Here is a 19,959-nt window from a genome sequence, read left to right as displayed (position 1 = left end):
TGCCACCGTGAGCGAATACACCATCGGGCAGGCCGCGGACATCCTCGGCGTGACCCCGCGCACCCTGCGCCACTGGGACGCCGTGGGGCTCTTGCGGCCCGAATGGCGCACCCTTGGCCAGTACCGCCTCTACACGGAGGAGGAACTGGAACGGGGGATGAACATTCTGGTCTACCGCGCCGCAGGGGTACCGTTGGCCCAGATCGGGGAGCTTATCGACGCCCCCGCTACCCGCCGCGAACACCTCTTGCGGCAGCGCAGGGTGCTGGTGGAAAAGGCCGCTCACCTGCGCGGAATGATCCGCGCAGTGGATGCAATCCTGGAAGGAGAGGCCACCATGAGCGTGGAGGACAAGATAAAGATTTTTGGCGAGAACTGGCCGGTCTATCAGGCCGAGGCTCAGGAGCGCTGGGGAGATACCCCGGAGTGGGAGGAATCGCAGCGCCGCCTGGCCTCAATGACTCCGCAGGACGCGGAGCGCTTGAAGGCCGAGGCGGAGGAGTTTCGTGCCGCCTTGGAAACCGCCGCCGAGCGCGGAGTGCAGCCGGGCTCAAAAGAGGCGGACGCGCTGGCTGCGCGCCACCGAGAATCCGTTGGGAAGTTTTATGAGGTCACTGCTGCTAAACAGGTGATTCTGGCCCGCATGTATGTGGCCGATGAGCGATTCCGAGAGGCCTATGGCGAGCACTGTGAGTATCTGCGGGACGTGGTGGAGGCCCATGCCGCCAAGGAGGGCGTGGACCTCAACGCCGTGGAGTGGCGCTAATCACCCCCTTTGGGGGTATATGGCGGACGCCGCGATGAATGTGGATTAGGGTGGCGGGGGAATCTTCCCTTGAGCAAAAGGAAAAGAGGTTTCCCCGTGACCAACTCTCCGGAATCCCAGGTCCGTGCTGATGACCGCGCCCACGTTTTCCACTCCTGGTCCGCCCAGGCGAAAATCAACCCCATGCCCGTGGCCTCCGCCGAGGGGCCACGCATTTATGACTATGAGGGCAAGGGCTACCTGGACTTTGGCAGCCAATTGGTAAGCGCCAACCTCGGCCATAACCACCCCGAGCTGGTGGAGGCCATTCGCCGCCAGGCGGGCCGGGTGACCAACCTCAACCCAGCCTTCGCCAGCGACGTGCGCGGGGAACTAGCCCGCCGCATTGTGGAGTCCGCCCAGGGCGAGTTCAGCCACGTCTTTTTCACCAACGGCGGCGCGGACGCCGTGGAGCACGCCATTCGCATGGCCCGCCTGCACACGGGCAAGAACAAGATTCTGGCTGCTTATCGCAGCTACCACGGCGCCACCGGCTCCGCGATCATGGCCACCGGCGAGGGGCGTCGCCTGGGCAACCCCACCACGGACGGGGACGTGTACCACTTCTGGGGTCCCTTCCTGTACCGCTCGGCCTTCCATGCGGACTCAGAGGAGCAGGAGTGCGCCCGTGCCTTGGAGCACCTGGAGCAGACCATCCTCTTCGAGGGGCCGGGGCAGATCGCCGCGATCATCCTGGAATCTATGGTGGGTTCCTCTGGCGTGATCGCCCCGCCCGCGGGTTATCTGCAAGGGGTGCGCGATCTGTGCGATCGCTACGGCATTCTCTATATCGCTGATGAGGTGATGGTGGGCTTTGGCCGCACCGGCCGCCTCTTCGCCTATGAGCACGGCGGGGAAAACCTCGCGCCGGACCTGGTGACCTTTGCCAAGGGCGTGAACTCCGGCTACGTGCCCCTGGGCGGGGTGCTCATCACCCCGGCCATCGTGGAGACCTTCGCTCAAACTCCGTATCCCGGTGGGCTCACCTACTCCGGGCACCCCCTGGCCTGCGCGCCGGGTCTGGCGGCCCTCGATGTGTACGAGCGCGAGGGAATCTTTGCCCGCGTGGCGGAGCTGGGGGAGAGCGTGATCGGCTCCCGCCTGCGCGAGATAGCGAGCAAGCACCCCAGCGTGGGAGAGGTGCGCGGGCGCGGTTTCTTCTGGGCCATCGAGTTTGTGCGCGATAGCGCCACCAAGGAGCCGCTGGCGGAGCTGGGTGGCTTTGCGCAGTACTGCAAGGAGAACGGGGTGTGGCCGATGGTGAGCGCCAACCGCACTCACATTGCCCCGCCGCTGAATATCCCCGAGGAAGATTTGCGCCAGGGCCTCGATGTGATTGATGCCGCCATTGACCGAGTGGACGCACTGCTATAACTCCCAGTTAGCTCCCAGTCACTGAGCAGCCGGACAGCAGGGCAGGCCGCTTTACTGGCAAGAGTGATGTTGAAGGCCGCGTGTTTCCTCACGACGGCCAGGATGGGAGAGGTGGTAGCAATGGAGAATATGAACGAAACCGTCAACCACATTAAGGTGCTCGTGGTCGATGACGAGCCCAATATCGTGGAACTGCTCACCGTGGGATTGAAGTTCCAGGGTTTTGAGGTGAAGTCCGCCAACGATGGCGACGCCGCCCTGGAGCTCGCCCGCGATTTCCGCCCCGATGCCTTCATCCTGGATGTGATGATGCCCGGCATGGACGGCTTTGAGCTTCTGCCGCGCCTGCGCGAGGAGGGCCTGGACGGCCCGGTGCTCTACCTCACCGCCAAGGACGCGGTGGAAAACCGTATTCACGGCCTGACCATCGGTGCCGATGATTACGTGACCAAGCCCTTCTCGCTGGAAGAGGTAATTACCCGCCTGCGCGTGATTCTGCGCCGCGGGCATACCCTCGGTGATGAGGTGCAAAACGCCACCATCACCTACGCGGACCTCACCCTTAACGATGACACCCACGAGGTGACCAAGGCCGGGGAGATCGTGGATCTTTCCCCCACCGAGTTCAACCTTCTGCGCTACCTCATGATTAATGCCGAGGTGGTGCTGAGCAAGTCCAAGATTCTGGATAACGTGTGGCACTACGACTTCGGCGGCGATGGCAACGTGGTGGAGTCCTACATCTCCTACCTGCGTCGCAAGGTGGATACGGGGCGTCGTCCGCTGATCCACACCGTGCGTGGCGTGGGCTACGTGCTGCGTAAGCCGCGCCAGTGAGATTGCGGCGGCGTAACTCGCAGGAACAATGGGGTGATGCGGGTGCCCGGAGCAGTGTGAGGAACCCCTTGAGGACGGTGCCGCTGCGAGTGTGGCTGGTCATGCTCGTGGTGGCCGTGGCCGGTGTGGGGTTGCTGGGCAGCTCCGTGGCGGTCTCCGCCGTGATGCGCGGATATTCCCTGGATAAGGTGGATGAGGAGCTGGAATCCGTGATGCGCGGGTTCACCGAACCCATCGCGGATTCCAGCGCCAGCGGCCTTTCGTCGGAGGGAGCCTCGGGCACCGCGATTCGTCGGGTGCCCCTGGACTTTTATGTGCAGGTGATCTACCCCGATGGCACCCCGGCGGGGGAAAATAGTTGGTTGCAATCCGCCCCGGACATCACCAACCTCAAGGTGGACGAGGGGCCCCAAACGCTCCCGGCCACGGAGGATTCCAATTCCACGCAGCGCTGGCGGGCCACCGCCACCTCTAAAAATGGCGTGGTGGTGGTGATAGCCAAGAGCCTGGCCAGGGAGGAAACCCTCATCGGCAGGCTCACGGCGGTACAGACCATCATCTCGCTCACGGTGCTGGTGGTGCTGGCCTTGCTCGCCCACTACCTCGTGTACCGCTCGCTCACTCCGCTGCGCGAGGTGGAGCGCACCGCGGGCGATATTGCGGAGGGCAACCTGGATCGCCGCCTGCCGCAGTGGCCCATGAACACCGAGGTGGGGCAGCTGGCCTACGCGCTTAACGTCATGCTGAGCAGGTTGCAGCGCTCCATCGAGGAATCGCGGGATAAGGAGGAGCAGATGCGCCGCTTCGTGGGCGATGCCTCCCACGAGTTGCGCACTCCGCTGACCTCCCTGCGCGGTTATACGGAACTGTACCGCTCCGGGGCCACCAAGGATATTGACCTGGTGCTGGGCAAGGTGGACGCGGAATCTAAACGCATGAGCCTGCTGGTGGAGGACCTCTTGGCGCTCACCAGGGCCGAGGGGCAGCGCCTCAATAGTGAGACGGTGGACCTGCTGGAACTGTGCCTTTCCGTGGCGGGAACCGCGCGGGCGGCCTTCCCCGAGCGCACCGTCTCGGTGGATAACAAGACCTCGGCGGTGCCGCTGGTGGTGGGCGATGCCAGCCGTCTGCACCAGATTCTGCTCAACCTGCTCACCAACGCCCTGCGCCACGGCGGGGAGGAGGCCACGGCCACCATTCGCCTTTCCTTTGCGGGCCAGGGTGATTCCCAGGTGCGTATCCAGGTGATTGATGATGGCGTGGGTATGTCGCCCGAGAACGCCGCGCATATCTTCGAGCGCTTCTACCGCGCCGATACCTCCCGGTCTCGGGCCTCGGGAGGCTCCGGCCTGGGCCTGGCGATCACCAAATCCCTGGTGGAAAAGCACGGCGGCACCATCTCCGTGGAGTCCGAAGAAGGAGTGGGCTCCACCTTCACCATCCTCCTCGACCGCAAGGCGGAGCCGGTGCTGCACGAGGAGGACGAGGAGCCTATAGCCGATTAAGCACCTCGCGCGCGGTGGCGTCGGGCAGCAGATGGTGGCGCACCCCTGCCACCGGCACCATCTCCACCTGCGCGCTGGCACCGGGGAGCCCGGAGAGGTCCGAATACGCCGGGGGAACGATGGCATCGCGGTCGGAGAAGAAGGAAGTGATGTGTGTGCCAGCGGGTAGCGGCACAGAAAGTTCCCGCATGATCTGCTCATACACCGGCCCGAGTGCCCACCGCGCCAGTTTTCTGCCGCGCACCGGGCAGCCGCGGAAGCAGGCCCCGAGACCGATGAGCCGGGCCACGGGAAAGCGCTGGGCCAGCAGCAACCCGTGGAGTCCGCCGAGGGAATGCCCCACGACGTCGATAAGCCCATCGGGGGAGGCCGCCACCAGGCGGCGGGCATGAACGCCCAGTTCTTCCTGGCTTTCCTCCAGTAGTGCGGTGCTGCGCCGCCCATAGGCCGGGGCGCACACGGTGCGATCCCCCTGGGCGGCGAGCAATTGCAACAGCACCTCGAAGTTACCGGGATTGCCCACCGCCCCGTGCAGCACGAGCACGGGGCGGATGCCCGTGGCCATGGACGTCCCCAGGCCGGGAAGATAGGGTGCCACCCCCTTGGTGGGCAGCACATCGACGAGCCGCATTAGGCGGTCTCGGTGCTGCCCAGCTCGGCAGTGCCCAGCGCCGCCCGCAACTTCGCGGCAGCCTCCTCCATACGCACGGGGTCGGTTTCGCCTGCGGGAATGGCCGCCGAGAGGTCAAAGCCGGACATATCCTCGGCGGGGAATACGTGCACGTGGGTGTGCGGCACCTCGAAGCCCGCGATGAGGCTGCCCGCGCGCGAGCAGCCGAAGGCCTCCACGATGGCATGGCCCACCTTCTGAGAAACCTTGGCCACGTGCGCCCAGGTCTCGGGCGAAAGGTCGGTCCAGCGATCCACCTCTTCCACCGGAACCACCAGGGTGTGTCCGTAGGCCACCGGCTCGATGCTCAGGAAGGCCACCACGGTATCGTCCTTGTACACGAAGCGCGCGGGCAGTTCCCCGGCGATGATTTTGCTAAATACGCTACTCATAGGCCCCCAGGATAGTGGGCCTATACACTCGTAGCCATGAATATCTTGGTCATTGGCGCCGGTGCGCGCGAACACGCCCTGCTTCTTGGTCTTTCCCAGGACCCCGCCGTGAATCACCTGCACGTGGCCCCCGGCAACGCCGGTATGGCCCAGCTCGCCACCCTGCACCCGCTCTCCGTCACTGACGCCGAGGCCACCGTGGCCCTGGCCAAGGAGGTGGCGGCTGACCTCGTGGTGATCGGCCCCGAGGTGCCCCTGGTGGCGGGCGTGAGCGACGCCCTGCGCGCGGCGGGATTTGCCGTTTTTGGCCCCTCCCAGGCCGCCGCGCAGCTGGAGGGCTCCAAAGCCTTTGCCAAGGAGGTCATGCAGGCCGCGGGCGTGGCCACCGCCACCGCCGAGCAGATCGCGCCGGGCGCCGGTGAGGAGGAGATCGAGGCCGCCCTGGATCGCTTTGGCCCCACCTGGGTGGTCAAGGACGACGGCCTGGCCGGAGGCAAGGGTGTGGTGGTCACCCCCGAGCGCCCGGCCGCTAGGGCACACGTGGATTCCGTGCTGGCCGCCGGGAACCCGGTGCTGCTGGAATCCTTCTTGGAGGGGCCAGAGGTTTCCCTCTTCTGCCTGGTAGACGGCGAAACCGTGGTGCCCCTGCTGCCCGCCCAGGATCACAAGCGCGCCTACGACAATGACGCAGGCCCCAATACCGGCGGCATGGGCGCCTACACCCCGCTGCCCTGGCTGCCCGCCGACGGCGTGGAGCGCATCGTGCGCGAGGTCTGCGAGCCGGTGGCCCGCGAGATGGTCTCCCGCGGCACCCCCTATTCCGGCCTGCTCTACGCCGGTTTGGCCTGGGGCAAGGAAGGCCCGGCCGTGGTGGAGTTCAACGCCCGCTTTGGCGACCCCGAGACCCAGGCCGTGCTCTCCCTGCTGCGCACCCCCCTGGCGGTGCTTCTCGACGCCGTGGCACGCGGCACCCTGGCCCAGCAGCCGCCCCTGGAATGGGAGGAGGGCTCGGCGGTCACGGTGGTGCTCGCCGCCGGGGGCTACCCGGAGTCCCCCCGCAAGGGCGACACCCTGAGCAACCTGCCCGCCGACACCGAGGAGGCTTACACGCTGCACGCGGGGACGGCCGTCGCTAGCGAGGGAGAAGGGGGTTACGTGTCCGCCGGTGGGCGCGTGCTCTCCGTGGTGGGCAAGGGCGCGGACCTCGCCACCGCCCGCGAGCGCGCCTATGCGGTGATTGAGCAGGTGGAGATGGCGGGTTCCTTCTACCGCAAGGATATTGGCCTGGCGGCGGTGGAGGGGCGTATCACTACGCCGTAGGGCTGCTATGGGCTGCCGTTGGGCGACGGCGGGCTGCGGCATCGGGTGGGGCGGCCACGCCCCTTACGTAGAATGAGGCGCGTGGCTGAAAAGAAGAAGATTGCAAACGTCCTGGCGTCGCGGTACGCCTCCCCCGAGCTGACCGAGCTGTGGTCGCCCGAGCACAAGATTGTGTTGGAGCGTCAGTTGTGGATCGCCGTGATGCGCGCGCAGCGTGACCTCGGGGTGGATATTCCCGCCGAGGCCATTGAGGCCTACGAGGCCGTGATTGACCAGGTGAATCTGGAATCCATCGCCCAGCGCGAGCGGGTGACCCGCCACGACGTGAAGGCTCGCATTGAGGAGTTCAACGCCCTGGCCGGGTGGGAGCACATTCACAAGGGCATGACCAGCCGCGATCTCACGGAAAACGTGGAGCAACTTCAGGTGCACCGCTCCCTGGCCCTGGCCCGCGATAAGGCCGTGGCCATGCTCGCGCAGGTGGCTCAGCGCGCCGCCCAGTATCAAACCCTGGTGATGGCGGGGCGCTCCCACAACGTTGCGGCCCAGGCCACCACGCTGGGCAAGCGATTTGCCTCGGCGGCCGATGAGATTCTGGTGGCCTTGGAACGGGTGGAGGATCTGCTTTCCCGCTACCCGCTGCGCGGCATTAAGGGCCCGATGGGCACCAGCCAGGACATGCTCGATCTGCTCGGTGGCGATGAGGCCAAGCTGGCCGACTTAGAGGGGCGCATTGCTGCTCACCTGGGCTTCGAGCGCACCTTTGATTCCGTGGGGCAGGTCTATCCGCGCTCCCTGGACTTTGACGCCCTCTCGGCCCTGGTGCAATTGGGCGCGGGTCCCTCCTCTCTGGCCACCACCATTCGCCTCATGGCGGGCAATGAGACGGTCACGGAGGGCTTCAAGGAGGGCCAGGTGGGCTCCTCGGCCATGCCGCACAAGATGAACGCGCGTTCCTGCGAGCGCGTGGGCGGCCTCCAGGTGATCCTGCGCGGCTACCTCACCATGACGGCCGACCTCGCGGGCCAGCAGTGGAACGAGGGAGACGTGTTCTGCTCCGTGGTGCGCCGCGTGGCGCTGCCCGATGCTTTCTTCGCCTTCGACGGCATGGCCGAGACCTTCCTTACCGTGCTCGCGGAGTTCGGGGCCTTCCCCGCCATGATCGACCGCGAATTGGAGCGTTACCTGCCCTTCCTGGCCACCACCCGCATCCTCATGGCGGCGGTGCGTGCCGGGGTGGGCCGCGAGGTGGCCCACGAGGTGATTAAGGAAAACGCCGTGGCCGTGGCGCTGAATATGCGCGAAAACGGTGCGGAGCAGGACCTCGTGGAGCGCCTGGCTGCCGATGATCGCCTGCCGCTCGACGCCGCCGCCTTGGAAGAAGCCCTGGCGGACCGTCACGCCTTCATCGGTGCGGCGGAATCTCAGGTGAGCCGCGTGCTGGGGCGCGTGGAGAACGTCGTAAAGCGATACCCGCAGGCAGCGCAGTATGCGGGCGGGGAGATTCTGTAACCTTCCGCCCCAATTACCGCTGTGCGGGGCGCGGGGTTACACTCCCAATCATGCGTCCTGAACTCTCGGAATACCGCCACGTCTCGGCGGGCAAAGTGCGTGAGATTTACGAGATTGACGATGAGCACTTGCTCATCGTCGCCTCCGATCGAATCTCCGCGTATGACTACATTTTGGATACCGAGATTCCCGATAAGGGCAGGATTCTCACGGCGATGAGTTTCTATTTCTTCGGTGCCCTCGATGTGCCCAACCACCTGGCCGGACCCGCCGATGATCCCCGTATCCCGGAGAAGGTGCTAGGCCGGGCGATGGTGTGCAAAAAGCTCACCATGCAGCCCTTTGAGTGCGTGGCGCGCGGCTACCTTACCGGCTCCGGCCTGGCGGAATACAAGAAGAGCGGCACGGTGTGCGGCATTGCCTTGCCCGAGGGCCTGGTGGAGGCCTCAAAGCTGCCAGAGCCGATCTTTACCCCGGCCACCAAGGCGGAGCAGGGGGAGCACGATGAGAACGTCTCCTTTGAATACGTGGTGGACTCCCTGGGCCAGGAGCGCGCGGAGCAGTTGCGCGATACCACCTTGCGGGTGTACTCCCAGGCGGCCGCCATCGCGGAGGAGCGCGGCCTGATTCTGGCCGATACCAAGCTAGAGTTCGGCACGGATGCCTCCGGTGCCTTGGTGTTGGCCGATGAGGTGCTTACCCCGGATTCCTCGCGCTACTGGCCCGCGGAGGGGTACGCGCCGGGGAAGGTGCAGCCGAGCTTTGATAAGCAATACGTGCGCAATTGGCTCACCAGTTCCAAATCGGGCTGGGATAAGAACTCCGGGGAGCAGCCCCCGGCGCTGCCGGGCTCGGTTGTGGAGGCCACCAGGGAGCGTTATGTGGAGGCTTATGGCCGTATCTCGGGGGAGAAGTTCTGCCGCTGGGTGGGGGCGTGCGTCTAGCCCTTATCCTTTAGGCATAGGTGGTGTGGGTGGCCTCAGTAGTGCGGCTCCCCGCATAGGTCTAGCACTTTAATCCGAACCAATGTTGAAAATATGGCGTGGCGAGGAATAGAATCGCCTGCCATGACCACCCCTGATGCCCTCGCCTCTCAACTCCGTGAAAGTCTGCGCTTGGGGGTGCAAACGCTGCGGCTCCTTGACCGGGAGGGGGAGCTGCCCACCACGCAAATGGGAACCCTCATGGCCCTCAAACAAGGGCCGCTGCCGGTGACCACCATCGCCACGCTCAGCGGGATCAGCACCGCCAGCGCCAGCCAGCAGATCACCCGCCTGGAAAACGCCGGGTATGTGGAACGCCGCCGCGATCCCCTCGACGCCAGGGGTGTGCTCGTGGTGGCCACCGAGGCGGGCCTAGAGGCCCTGCGCGTTTCCGCCACCGCGCGCACGAAGCGCCTCGCCCCGGCGGTGGGGCGATTGAATGAGCGCGAACGCGAGGAGGTGGCCCGAGCGCTGCCGATTTTGGAGCGCTTCTTCCGCTCCCTCCTCGATGAATGATTGCGCCCGCGGTGCGATAGCATCGGTGCGCATGGCCGTGACGGTGCTCGTGATTGATAATCAAGATTCCTTTACCCTCAACATCGTGGAGGCCTTGCGCGCGGCGGGGGCGCGGGTACGGGTGCAGAGTAATACCGAGCGGCCCGAGTGGGAGGGCATTGAGGCCGTGGTGATCTCCCCCGGGCCGGGGCACCCAGGGGTGGCTGCCGACGTCGGGAGCAGTACCGAGGCCCTGCACCGCGGCCTGCCGGTGCTGGGCGTGTGCCTGGGGCATCAACTCATGGCCCAGGAGTGCGGGGGAGCGGTAACCCAGGTGGTCCCCGCGCACGGGGTGATAAGCCAGGTGCACCACGATGAATCCGAACTCTTTGCCGGGTTGCCCCAGGAGTTCGCGGCGGTGCGCTATCACTCCCTGGCGATCACGCGGGTACCGGAGGAACTGGAGGTGACGGCCTGGACGGGCTTGGGCGCGGAGAAGATCGTGATGGGCCTGCGCCACCGCACAAAGCCCTGGTGGGGCGTGCAATTTCACCCGGAATCCGTGGGGGCCACGGGGGCGGTGCGGGTGCTGGAAAACTTCGTGGAGATGGTGCGGGCGCGGCGCCGTTCTGTGCGGGTGCACCACCGGCACCTCACGGGCTGCACTCTCGACGCCCCGGAGGTCTACCGCCGCCTCTACGCCAGGGAACCCTATGCGGTGTGGCTGGACGATTCCACGGGGCGCGGCTACAGCTTCCTGAGCGCGCCGAGGGAGGCACCGCGGGAGATGGCGGGGGTGTCGATAAGCGGCGCGGTGGAGGTGCCCGACCTTCCCTTTGCCCCCATGCTGGGCTGGGTGGGTTACCTGACCTATCCGCGCGGGCGGCACTTCCGCTTTGCCGAAAGCGGCGTGGTGGTGGGGCCCACGGGGGTGCATCTGCTGGCCCTCGATGAGGCCTGGCTGGACGAGGCGGAGCGGGCGCTGGCGGTTCCGGGGCCGCGCGAGGCCCCGCGTGCCGCGCGCGCCCGGCTGCGCTGCGTGGATACCAAGGCGGAGTACCTGGATAAGATCGCGCGGTTACAGGAGGCCATAGCCGCCGGGGAGACCTACGAGGCCTGTCTGACCACCAGCCTGCGCGGTCCCTCGCCGGGGCTGGGCCTGGCCGATTACCTGGCGCTGCGCGCCGCCAACCCCACGCCGTATGGGGCCTACCTGCGGTGGGGCGACACGCAGATTATGAGCACCTCGCCCGAGACCTTCCTGCGGGTGCGCAGTGGCGTGGCGGAATCGCGCCCCATTAAGGGCACTCGCCCGCGCGGGGCCACCTCGGAGGAGGACGCCGCGCTGCGCGCCGACCTCGCCAGCAACCCCAAGGACCGCGCGGAAAACCTCATGGTGGTGGACCTCGTGCGCCATGACCTCACCCGCGTGGCCCGCCCCGGCAGCGTGCGCGCCGAACCGCTCTTTGAGGTGGAAACCTACGCCGCCGCACACCAACTGGTGAGCACCGTGCGCGCCGAACTCGCTGCCTCTCCCTGGGAGCTTATCGACGCCGCCTTTCCCGGAGGTTCCATGACCGGCGCGCCGAAGAAGCGCACGATGGAGATTCTGGCAGACCTAGAAGAAGGCGAGCGCGGTATCTATTCCGGGGCCATCGGGTATATCGGGCTGGATGGGACGGTGGACCTCGCCATGACCATTCGTACCCTGGTGGAACAGAACGGGGAACTCAGCTACGGGGTGGGTGGGGCGATTCTGGCGGCCTCCGACCCGGAGGCGGAATACCGCGAGATCATCACCAAGGCCCAGCCGGTGCGGGCCATCGCGGAGGTGGAGTTTCCGTGAGTGCTTTGGTGGTGATGGATTCCTGGCTGGTACTTGATGGGCAGGTAGAGGGCCTGGAACTGCACCTAGAGCGCTTTGCGGCCTCCTGCCGGGAACTGGTGGGAGCCGCGCCCCCGGGCGATTTTTTGCGGCGGGTGCGTTCAGCGTGTGCGGAGGCCAGCGGGGAGTGTTTTCCCCTCGTGACCGGCCGGGATAGCGGCTTTGACCTCGCCATGCGCCCGGCACCACAGCGGCGGGCGACAACCCGGCTGTGGGTGCCGCCGGAACCCGACCCGCGCGCCTACCCCGAGCACAAGGGGCCGGACATGCCCGCGCTGCTGGCTCTGCGGGAGCGGGCGCGCGCGGAGGGGGCGGACGACGCCGTGCTGCACCGCGAGGGGACGGTGGAGGAGGCCGCCACGGCTACGCTGCTCTTTGCGCGGGGGAATAGTTTGCTTGTGCCTCCAGGGCCGCGATTGCCCTCGGTGACGGAGCGGCTATTTGTGGCGCGATGGGAGGGGCCGGTGCGGGAGGAAAGCGTGATGGTGGAGGAGGCGCCGGGGCTGCGGTGCTGGGCCATGAATAGCCTGCACGGGGTGACGGCGGTGCGGGGGTGGGCTTGATTACTGATGGAGATGAAAAGTGGTTCGATGTCCCATACGTGCATCATGACGATCACCCTTGTGTGGTGAAACAGGTTTTTGGGAACACTACTGCTGGATATAACCAGCTATGAAATTAGTCATGCCATGTCGTTCACTGGTTATGTGTTCTGATTGTCTTTATGTCCAGATGGGAGAGAGTCCTGTTCATGCTGCGTTCCCAGCCGCCGGGGTTGTTCCGCCGGGGTTTCTAGTGGAGTTGGGTGGAGTCGATTAATAGCTGTTTCTTTTAACTTTTCTAAGGCTTTTTCCATGTTTGGAGATATAGAGCTAGGAGAATTGAAAAAGGGGTTCTTGTATGGGTTTGGGTATTTTCCATTTTTATTACTTGCTAATATTGTTCCGTCTGCATTAAATGCCGTTCGTATGCTGCGCGCCTGGGAAAGTACCTGCTTGTCTGCTAGGGTTAGCTCCAATATTAGTAGTTTTTTCTCTACACCGTCTTTGAACTGTCCCCAATATTTCCGATTCATATCCACAAGTGTGTTGTCATACTCTTCCTGGGTGAGGCCGCCCATGTCATCGTATGGCTTGTGTTCTTTGATGAAATCTTCCCTGTTTTTCTGGTCTAATTCCGCTACTTCCGCTAGGAATGTGAGAACGGCTTGGCGTTGGCTTGCCGCGTTATCGCGTTCTATCTCATAGCGCCACCGTTCTCCCCCTTTTTTGAAGCTCACTGTGTCGTATGCGCTCATTGCTCTTTGTTGTGATTACCACGCCTGTGAGGGTGGCTACGGGAACCATGAGGGTGAGGAAAGGAGGGGAAGCGATAACACTACCTAGCCATTCCCATAATTGCGAGAAGTCGATGTGTGCATATTAATATATTCCGAGGGCTTGCGCTAGTGCTGGGTGTGTCTCAGCCCCCACGTAGAGTTCAAGGCACCCCTTGATGAGGTAGCGGCCATTCTGCCCCAGGAGAATATCGCCCCGCTGGCGGAGGAGATATTTTCTCCCGTGGAGGCGGAGCTCAACGAGCACTATCCTGGTGGTGTGTTCCAGGCCCGCGTGGACCTGGAACAGTGGTTTATTCATCACCCGGGACGGAAAGAGAAAGAACCATGAGGGACGCAGCCATCTTCGTCACCATCGTTTCCTTTATCGCCGGGGTGCTCTTCGTATGGGGCGCGGGCAACGGACTGTATAACACGCAGCAGTTGTTAGCGGCCTCCGGCGATTCCATTGCTACCGCCGCCGTGGCGGAAAAGGTGGACCGCGCCATGCAGTACCTCAAGGCGGCGGGAACCTGTGCGGTGATATTTGTGGTTTCCCTTCTTTATTTGGTTTTGAGCGCCAAGAAATAGCAGCGAAAAGCAGACAGTCACGGGGGAGCGCAACCGCCACCGCGGGGGCGTCGATAAGCACAATGCCGGTGAGTACGGCGGGGCGACACGGCGGCGGGCTACCATCGAACCCATGTCTGAGAAAGCACAAGCACCCATTGCCCCGGTTCACCCGATCACCCGCGAGCACCACGGCCGTACCTTTGTGGATGATTACGAGTGGCTGCGGGAGAAGGAATCTTCGGAGACCATCGCCTACTTGGAGGCGGAAAACGCTTATACCGAGGCCCAAACGCAGCACTTGAAGGGCTTGACGGAGGCGATTTACGGGGAGATTAAGTCGCGCGTGCAGGAGACGGATATGTCCGTGCCCACCCGCGCGGGGCAGTATTGGTATTACGGTCGCACCATCGAGGGCAAGGATTATGGGCTTTCCTGCCGCCTGCCGGTGGATACCGCGCATGACCCCTGGACGCCCCCGGAGATTCCCACCACCGGGGAGGTGCCGGGCGAGGAGGTGCTGCTGGACCTCAACGCGCTGGCCGAGGGCCACGAGTTCTTTTCCCTGGGGGCCTCCAGCGTGACCACCTCGGGGCGCTACCTGGCTTATTCCGTGGATACGGCGGGCGATGAGCGCTTTGACCTTTATATTAAGGACCTCAGCACCGGGGAACTCCTGCCGGACCGCCTGGAAGGTATCTTCTACGGCGCCACCTGGGCGGGGGAGGAATACATCTTCTATCAGCGCGTGGATGAGGCCTGGCGCCCCGATTCCGTGTGGCGGCACAAGGTGGGTACCCCGCAGGCCAGCGACGTGCGCGTGTTCCACGAGCCCGATGGCCGCTTTAGCACCGGGGTGGGGGCCACTCGTTCGGAGCGCTATCTGATGATTGAGGCGGCCTCCAAGATCACTTCGGAAACCTGGGTGCTGGATATGAACCAGCCCGAGGGCGAGTTCCAGGTGCTCTGGCCGCGCGAAACCGGCGTGGAGTACAGCGTGGATCACGCCGTGGTGGCGGGCGAGGATCGCTGGGTGGTCACGCACAACGCCACGGGGCCGAACTTCGCCGTGGGGGAGTGCCCGGTGAGCGAGCTGTCCGCCCTGACCGACCTGCGCGAGCTCATCCCCCACCGTGAGGAGGTGCGCGTGGAGGGCGTGGATACCTACGCCGGGCAGATCGTGGCTGCTTATCGACGGGACGCGATAGGCCGCGCCGCCGTCATGGTGCTGAATGAGGCGGGCTACACCGCCTTTGAGGAACTGGATTTTGAGGAAGAACTCTACACCGTGGGCGTGCTGGGCAACCCCGAGTGGGAGGCTCCGGTGATCCGCCTGAGTTACGGCTCCTTCATCACACCGACCCAAATCATCGACCTCACCGTGGCCACCGGCGAGCGCGCCCTGCGCAAGCAGCAAGTGGTGCTCGGCGGCTACGACGCTTCCGCTTACACCGCCTACCGCCTGTGGACGCAGGCTTCCGATGGCGCGCGCATCCCCGTTTCCGTCATTCACCGCGCGGACCTCGACACCACCAAACCCAACCCCACCCTGCTCTACGCCTACGGTTCCTACGAGGCCTCCACGGACCCAGGGTTCTCCTTCTCCCGGCTTTCCCTGCTGGACCGCGGCATGATCTTCGCCGTGGCGCACGTGCGCGGCGGCGGAGAGATGGGCCGTGGCTGGTACGACCACGGCAAGATGCTGGAAAAGAAGAACACCTTTAGCGATTACATCGCCGTAGCTGATGATCTGATTGCTCGCGGGCTTTCTTCCTCGGAAACGATGGTGGCCGAGGGCGGCTCCGCCGGCGGCATGCTCATGGGTGCGGTGGCGAACATGGCGGGCGACCGCTTCGCCGGTATCCAGGCCATCGTGCCCTTCGTGGACCCGCTGACCTCCATGCTCATGCCGGAACTACCGCTGACGATGGGCGAATGGGAGGAATGGGGCGACCCGCTGCACGACGCCGAGGTGTACGACTACATGGCCTCCTACGCCCCCTACGAGAACGTGGAGCCCAAGAACTACCCCGACATTCTGGCCGTGACCTCGCTCAACGACACCCGCGTGCTCTACGTGGAACCCGCCAAGTGGATTGCCCGCCTGCGGGCCACCGCCACGGGAGGGAACTTCCTGCTTAAGACGGAGATGTCCGCCGGGCACGGCGGGGTATCCGGGCGCTATGCGCGCTGGAAGCAAACGGCCTTTGAGTACGCCTGGGCGGTGAATAAGGCCACGGGGTTGGAGGGGTAGAAGTGGGGGTGGTGTATGGATCTTTGGGCGGTGGATTCATACACTGAAAGTTAGCCGGGGGATTATTCTACCTGGTGAGGGGTAAAAATAAGACCGTGTACAAAACGTGTACACTCAAGGGGACGGTGCTGCAATGGCAATAATGGAGATTGCATGGGATGACCGGAGTGAGGGGCATATAGCTCGGCATAATGTCACTCCCTGGGAAGTGGAAGAAGTTGTCGGTTCACGCCCACTTATTCATGAGAAGGGGCGTGGTGGAACCCGATATATCTTTGGGCAAACTTACTCAGGGCGTCCTCTTTTTGTGGTTCTTGCACAGGCACTAGATGGGTGTGTTTACGTAGTCACGGCCCGCGATATGACACTGATGGAACGGCGAAAGTTTAGGAGAATAGCATGATGGACCCCACTTTTTTCGATAAGAACGACTTTTCCGATGCTCTGGATAGCGCCCGCAAGGCCGATTGGGAACCCTCTCCCATGACGGCTTTCACCGCCCGCCTCCCGCAGAGCACCTTGGCGGCTCTTCGGGACCTCGCACAGAGCCGTGGCGTGACCACCGGGCAGATGATTCGAGACATCCTGACCGAGGCCGTCGCCACCGAGGTGGCCCCGGAAAAGACGATTCCCGTTTCTGCCCTGCGCGCACTGATCGCGCAGGCGTCGTAGGTGGTTGAGTAGGTAGTCAGGCAGACGCTCCAAAGGTCCAGGAGAGGCACCTTATCCACTGAATAATGTGGGGGTGACCATCACTACCCCCATTGCGGGTGAGTGAATTGGGGCATGGGTGGGGTGGGGGCGATAATGCGGGGGAGTGTTGTATTTCCTGTGCTGAATCGAGAAAGTCATGTCTGCTTCCTCTCCGGCCGCCTACGAGGGTGCGCCCAAGATCGCCGATTCCAAAAAACCACGTAAGGACCGCACCCACTGGCTCTACATCGCCGTGATTATCGCCATCGTGGCGGGTATCGCGCTGGGGTTGATTGCCCCCGATGTAGCGGTGAACTTCAAGGTGCTGGGCACCATGTTCGTGGACCTCATCAAGATGATCGTGCCCCCGGTGATCTTCTGCACCATCGTGCTGGGTATCGGCTCGGTGCGCGCGGCGGCGTCGGTAGGCCGCGCCGGTGGCCTGGCCCTGGCGTACTTCCTCACCATGTCCACCTTCGCGCTCTTCGTTGGCCTAGTGGTGGGCAATATCCTGGAGCCGGGTGATGGCCTGCATGTGGATAACGCAGAGGTCAGCGATACGGTGCAAAAGACGCTGGATAAGAACGCCGAGGGCGGCGGTGCTATGCACTTTATCCAGGGCATCATCCCGGATTCCTTCTTCTCCGCCTTCACTGGTTCCTATAACTCTCCCGGTCATACGGTGTCTATCCTTCAGGTGCTCTTCATCGCCCTGCTCGTGGGCTTTGCGGTGCAGTCTCTGGGCCGCAAGGGTGAGCCGATTCTGAGCTTTGTGGCTAACCTTCAGCTGTTGGTATTCCGCATCCTGGGATGGATTCTGTGGTTGGCTCCCATTGCCGCCTTCGGTGCGATCGCCGCCGTGGTGGGCTCCACGGGTATGGCCGCCGTGGTGCAGCTGGGTTACCTGATCCTGGCCTTCTACGTCACCTGCTTTGTCTTTGTTTTTGTTGTGCTGGGGCTGGTACTCAAGATGTTCACGGGCCTTTCCATCTTCAAGCTGGTGAAGTACCTGGGCCGGGAGTTCCTGCTCATCTTTGCCACCTCCTCCTCGGAGTCCGCGCTGCCCAATCTCATGCGCAAGATGGAGCACGCCGGTGTGGATAAGTCCACGGTGGGCATCGTGGTGCCCACGGGTTATTCTTTCAATCTGGACGGCACGGCGATTTACCTCACGATGGCGGCCATCTTCATCTCCGATGCGATGGATATGCCCATGAACCTGGGCGAGCAGGTGGGCCTGCTGCTCTTCATGATTATTGCGGCCAAGGGTGCGGCGGGTGTCTCCGGCGCGGGTATTGCCACCCTGGCGGCGGGCTTGCAGTCCTATAAGCCCGCTCTGCTCGGCGGCGTGGACCTCATCTTGGGCATTGATAAGTTCATGTCCGAGGCCCGCGCGCTCACGAACTTCGCCGGTAACTCCGTGGCCACCCTGCTGGTGGGGAAGTGGACGAATACCCTGGACATGGACCACATTCAGCGCGTGCTCAGCGGCGAGATTCCCTACGTGCCCTCCGAGGACGATGACGAGCACGGCGATTTCCGCCGCAACCCCTCCGTGGAGAACCCCGCCCAGGATCGCCTGCAACCCACCCCGCAGGTGAACCTGGACGAGTATAAAAAGTAGCCCTGCGCACAGGGATACCCTGTGCGATAATCGCGGGCATGAATGGCACACTCCTGGTTTCTATATCCAGTATTTTTAATGAAACTAGGCACGCAGCTCAGGCCGTGGTGGGGGAACTAGAGGCCCAGGGGGTGCCGGTTTCCCTGCTCATCGCCCCGCATATCGACGGCTCCTGGCACCTCGCTAAGGATCCCGCCACCCTGGAATGGGTGCGCGAGCGCATCGAGGGCGGCGCGGAATGGATCCTCAACGGCTTTGACCAGGCCGTTCAGGGCCGCCGCGCGGAGTTTGCCCAATTAGAAGAGCACGAGGCCCGGCTGCGCCTGCGCGGGGCCACCCGCCAGATGGAAAAACTCGGCCTTACCACCCCCATCTTCGCCCCGCCGCGCTGGCGGCTTTCCCCCGGTACGCTCGCCGTGGCCCCGGAGTTCGGCTTTCAGGTGGTGGGATCCACCAAGGGGGTGCACGTGCTTAGCGACGCCCCCACTGAACTGCGCCGGGGCCGCAATCTCTCGGTGGGTGAGGGCTTTGGCTCGCCGGGGTGGTGGCGTCGCAACGTGATTGCTGCGGCGCGCCGGGGCGGGGCGAAGGGCAAGTTGGTGAGGCTCTCGGCGTCGGCACGCAATTTGTGCGAGCAGAAGGTGGCGCGGGACTTTGTGGGTGCGGTGTGTGCGGCCCGGGAGGAAGGCGCGGTGCCGGTGACCTACGGGCAGGTAGCGGGCAAATAAGAAAGCACTGCCGCACACAAGGTACTCTGTGGGCGTAATGAGAACGTGCGAGAAATAGGGGATTAACCGTGGCCCGTGTAGTAGTTCATGTGATGCCCAAGGCGGAGATTCTTGACCCCCAGGGTCAAGCCGTGGTGCGTGCGCTGGGGCGCCTGGGTGTGACTGGCGTGAGCGATGTGCGCCAGGGCAAGCGCTTTGAAATCGAGGCGGACGATACCGTCACGCGCGAGGACATTCAGAAGATGGCCGAGGTGCTGCTGGCTAATACCGTGATCGAGGACTTCGAGATCGTGGACGTGGAGGAGATCAAGTGACGGCACGAATCGGGGTTATCACCTTCCCCGGCACGCTGGACGACGTCGATGCCGCCCGCGCCGTGCGCTACGCCGGAGCCCAGGTGGAGCGCCTGTGGCACGCGGACGCCGACCTCCACGGCGTGGACGCCGTGGTCATTCCCGGCGGTTTCTCCTACGGCGATTACCTGCGCAGTGGCGCCATCTCCGCGCTGGCTCCGGTAATGAGTTCCGTTATTGAGGCCGCCCGCGGCGGTATGCCGGTGCTGGGCATTTGCAATGGCTTCCAGGTGCTCACCGAGGCCCGCCTGCTGCCCGGCGTGCTCACCCGCAACCAAGGCTTGCACTTCCACTGCGAGGACACCTACCTCACCGTGGAAAACGCCAACACCGCGTGGACGAACACGCTGGAGGCCGAGCAGAAGATCCTCATTCCTGCCAAGCACGGCGAAGGGCGCTTCCAGGCCTCGGCGCAGACCATCGAGGAACTAGAGGGGGAGGGCCGCGTGGTGTTCCGCTACACGGATAACTTCAACGGTTCCATCAACGCTATCGCCGGTATCACCGACCCCACCGGCCGCATTGTGGGACTCATGCCGCACCCCGAGCACGCCATTGACACCCTCACCGGCCCGTCTACCGATGGGCTGGAACTGTTCTTGTCCGCCGTCGGCTCGATCGCCGCCTAAAGGAGAATCGGAGAA

At 64.0% G+C, this 19,959-nt stretch carries 21 protein-coding genes; 18 read left to right on the top strand and 3 right to left on the bottom strand.

The annotated features are described in order from the left end of the window. The first annotated feature begins 7 nt into the window (after window positions 1-7). The 4 genes from Clow_RS10690 (at window position 8) to Clow_RS10675 (ending at window position 4,521) form a co-directional block, all read left to right on the top strand. Window positions 8-766: a MerR family transcriptional regulator gene (locus Clow_RS10690; protein ID WP_055179058.1), complete on the top strand. Its 759-nt coding sequence runs from the start codon at window positions 8-10 to the stop codon at window positions 764-766. Window positions 767-835: 69 nt separating this feature from the next. Then, window positions 836-2,179: an aspartate aminotransferase family protein gene (locus tag Clow_RS10685; RefSeq protein ID WP_055179056.1), complete on the top strand. Its 1,344-nt coding sequence runs from the start codon at window positions 836-838 to the stop codon at window positions 2,177-2,179. 120 nt (window positions 2,180-2,299) lie between these two features. Continuing rightward, window positions 2,300-3,016: a response regulator transcription factor gene (locus tag Clow_RS10680; RefSeq protein WP_055179054.1), complete on the top strand. Its 717-nt coding sequence runs from the start codon at window positions 2,300-2,302 to the stop codon at window positions 3,014-3,016. A 56-nt stretch (window positions 3,017-3,072) separates the two neighbouring features. After that, window positions 3,073-4,521 carry a sensor histidine kinase gene (locus Clow_RS10675; protein WP_156334922.1) on the top strand — a complete coding sequence of 483 codons (1,449 nt, stop codon included), beginning with the start codon at window positions 3,073-3,075 and terminating at the stop codon, window positions 4,519-4,521. Here Clow_RS10675 and Clow_RS10670 read toward each other — a convergent pair. After that, complete coding sequence (locus Clow_RS10670) at window positions 4,508-5,152, bottom strand: alpha/beta fold hydrolase (protein ID WP_156334920.1); 645 nt, start codon at window positions 5,150-5,152, stop codon at window positions 4,508-4,510. The genes Clow_RS10675 and Clow_RS10670 overlap by 14 nt on opposite strands. Beyond that, window positions 5,152-5,583 carry an HIT family protein gene (locus tag Clow_RS10665; protein ID WP_055179048.1) on the bottom strand — a complete coding sequence of 144 codons (432 nt, stop codon included), beginning with the start codon at window positions 5,581-5,583 and terminating at the stop codon, window positions 5,152-5,154. The genes Clow_RS10670 and Clow_RS10665 overlap by 1 nt, the downstream gene beginning before the upstream one ends. Window positions 5,584-5,619: 36 nt before the next feature. Here Clow_RS10665 and purD point away from each other — a divergent pair, with 36 nt between their 5' ends. From purD to Clow_RS10635, 6 genes are all read left to right on the top strand, one after another. Beyond that, on the top strand, window positions 5,620-6,903 hold the full coding sequence (gene purD, locus Clow_RS10660) for a phosphoribosylamine--glycine ligase (protein WP_055179046.1): 1,284 nt from the start codon (window positions 5,620-5,622) through the stop codon (window positions 6,901-6,903). A 72-nt stretch (window positions 6,904-6,975) separates the two neighbouring features. Then, on the top strand, window positions 6,976-8,415 hold the full coding sequence (gene purB / locus Clow_RS10655; protein WP_055179044.1) for an adenylosuccinate lyase: 1,440 nt from the start codon (window positions 6,976-6,978) through the stop codon (window positions 8,413-8,415). Between the two features lie 50 nt (window positions 8,416-8,465). Continuing rightward, window positions 8,466-9,359 (top strand): phosphoribosylaminoimidazolesuccinocarboxamide synthase, encoded by an 894-nt coding sequence (locus tag Clow_RS10650; protein ID WP_055179042.1) that lies wholly within the window; start codon window positions 8,466-8,468, stop codon window positions 9,357-9,359. 123 nt (window positions 9,360-9,482) lie between these two features. Continuing rightward, on the top strand, window positions 9,483-9,914 hold the full coding sequence (locus Clow_RS10645; protein ID WP_055179040.1) for a MarR family winged helix-turn-helix transcriptional regulator: 432 nt from the start codon (window positions 9,483-9,485) through the stop codon (window positions 9,912-9,914). Between the two features lie 31 nt (window positions 9,915-9,945). Next, window positions 9,946-11,739 carry an aminodeoxychorismate synthase component I gene (pabB, locus tag Clow_RS10640; RefSeq protein WP_055179038.1) on the top strand — a complete coding sequence of 598 codons (1,794 nt, stop codon included), beginning with the start codon at window positions 9,946-9,948 and terminating at the stop codon, window positions 11,737-11,739. Then, the gene (locus tag Clow_RS10635; RefSeq protein WP_055179037.1) at window positions 11,736-12,341 is read left to right on the top strand and encodes an aminotransferase class IV; all 606 of its coding nucleotides are present in this window, start codon (window positions 11,736-11,738) and stop codon (window positions 12,339-12,341) included. Before pabB ends, Clow_RS10635 begins: the two co-directional genes overlap by 4 nt. A 140-nt stretch (window positions 12,342-12,481) precedes the next feature. On the opposite strand, the gene Clow_RS11865 is transcribed toward Clow_RS10635, so the two are convergent. Further along, window positions 12,482-13,075, bottom strand: a complete 594-nt coding sequence (locus Clow_RS11865; RefSeq protein WP_156334917.1) for a hypothetical protein — start codon at window positions 13,073-13,075, stop codon at window positions 12,482-12,484. Window positions 13,076-13,232: 157 nt separating this feature from the next. Here Clow_RS11865 and Clow_RS10630 point away from each other — a divergent pair, with 157 nt between their 5' ends. The 8 genes from Clow_RS10630 to purQ all read left to right on the top strand — a co-directional run bounded on the left by Clow_RS10630 (window position 13,233) and on the right by purQ (window position 19,944). Beyond that, window positions 13,233-13,445, top strand: coding sequence for a hypothetical protein (locus tag Clow_RS10630; RefSeq protein WP_055179034.1), 213 nt, complete (start codon window positions 13,233-13,235; stop codon window positions 13,443-13,445). Next, window positions 13,442-13,684, top strand: a complete 243-nt coding sequence (locus Clow_RS10625) for a hypothetical protein (RefSeq protein WP_055179032.1) — start codon at window positions 13,442-13,444, stop codon at window positions 13,682-13,684. The genes Clow_RS10630 and Clow_RS10625 overlap by 4 nt, the downstream gene beginning before the upstream one ends. Before the next feature lie 112 nt (window positions 13,685-13,796). Further along, complete coding sequence (locus Clow_RS10620; RefSeq protein ID WP_055179030.1) at window positions 13,797-15,917, top strand: S9 family peptidase; 2,121 nt, start codon at window positions 13,797-13,799, stop codon at window positions 15,915-15,917. Between the two features lie 399 nt (window positions 15,918-16,316). Next, entirely contained in the window at window positions 16,317-16,589 is a 273-nt protein-coding gene (locus tag Clow_RS10615) for a ribbon-helix-helix domain-containing protein (protein ID WP_055179028.1), read from the top strand. 178 nt (window positions 16,590-16,767) lie between these two features. Next, on the top strand, window positions 16,768-18,234 hold the full coding sequence (locus Clow_RS10610) for a cation:dicarboxylate symporter family transporter (RefSeq protein ID WP_055179026.1): 1,467 nt from the start codon (window positions 16,768-16,770) through the stop codon (window positions 18,232-18,234). A 38-nt stretch (window positions 18,235-18,272) separates the two neighbouring features. After that, window positions 18,273-18,962 carry a DUF2334 domain-containing protein gene (locus tag Clow_RS10605; RefSeq protein ID WP_055179024.1) on the top strand — a complete coding sequence of 230 codons (690 nt, stop codon included), beginning with the start codon at window positions 18,273-18,275 and terminating at the stop codon, window positions 18,960-18,962. A 68-nt stretch (window positions 18,963-19,030) separates the two neighbouring features. Next, entirely contained in the window at window positions 19,031-19,276 is a 246-nt protein-coding gene (gene purS, locus Clow_RS10600) for a phosphoribosylformylglycinamidine synthase subunit PurS (protein ID WP_055179022.1), read from the top strand. Beyond that, the gene (purQ, locus tag Clow_RS10595) at window positions 19,273-19,944 is read left to right on the top strand and encodes a phosphoribosylformylglycinamidine synthase subunit PurQ (protein ID WP_055179020.1); all 672 of its coding nucleotides are present in this window, start codon (window positions 19,273-19,275) and stop codon (window positions 19,942-19,944) included. Before purS ends, purQ begins: the two co-directional genes overlap by 4 nt. Window positions 19,945-19,959: the final 15 nt, after the last annotated feature.

Origin of the sequence: Corynebacterium lowii, from assembly GCF_001412085.1 — a bacterium.
In the GTDB taxonomy this organism is placed as follows: Bacteria; Actinomycetota; Actinomycetes; order Mycobacteriales; family Mycobacteriaceae; genus Corynebacterium; species Corynebacterium lowii.
The sequence above is the reverse complement of the archived record's forward strand: the minus strand, read 5'-3'. Positions and strand labels throughout refer to the sequence as shown.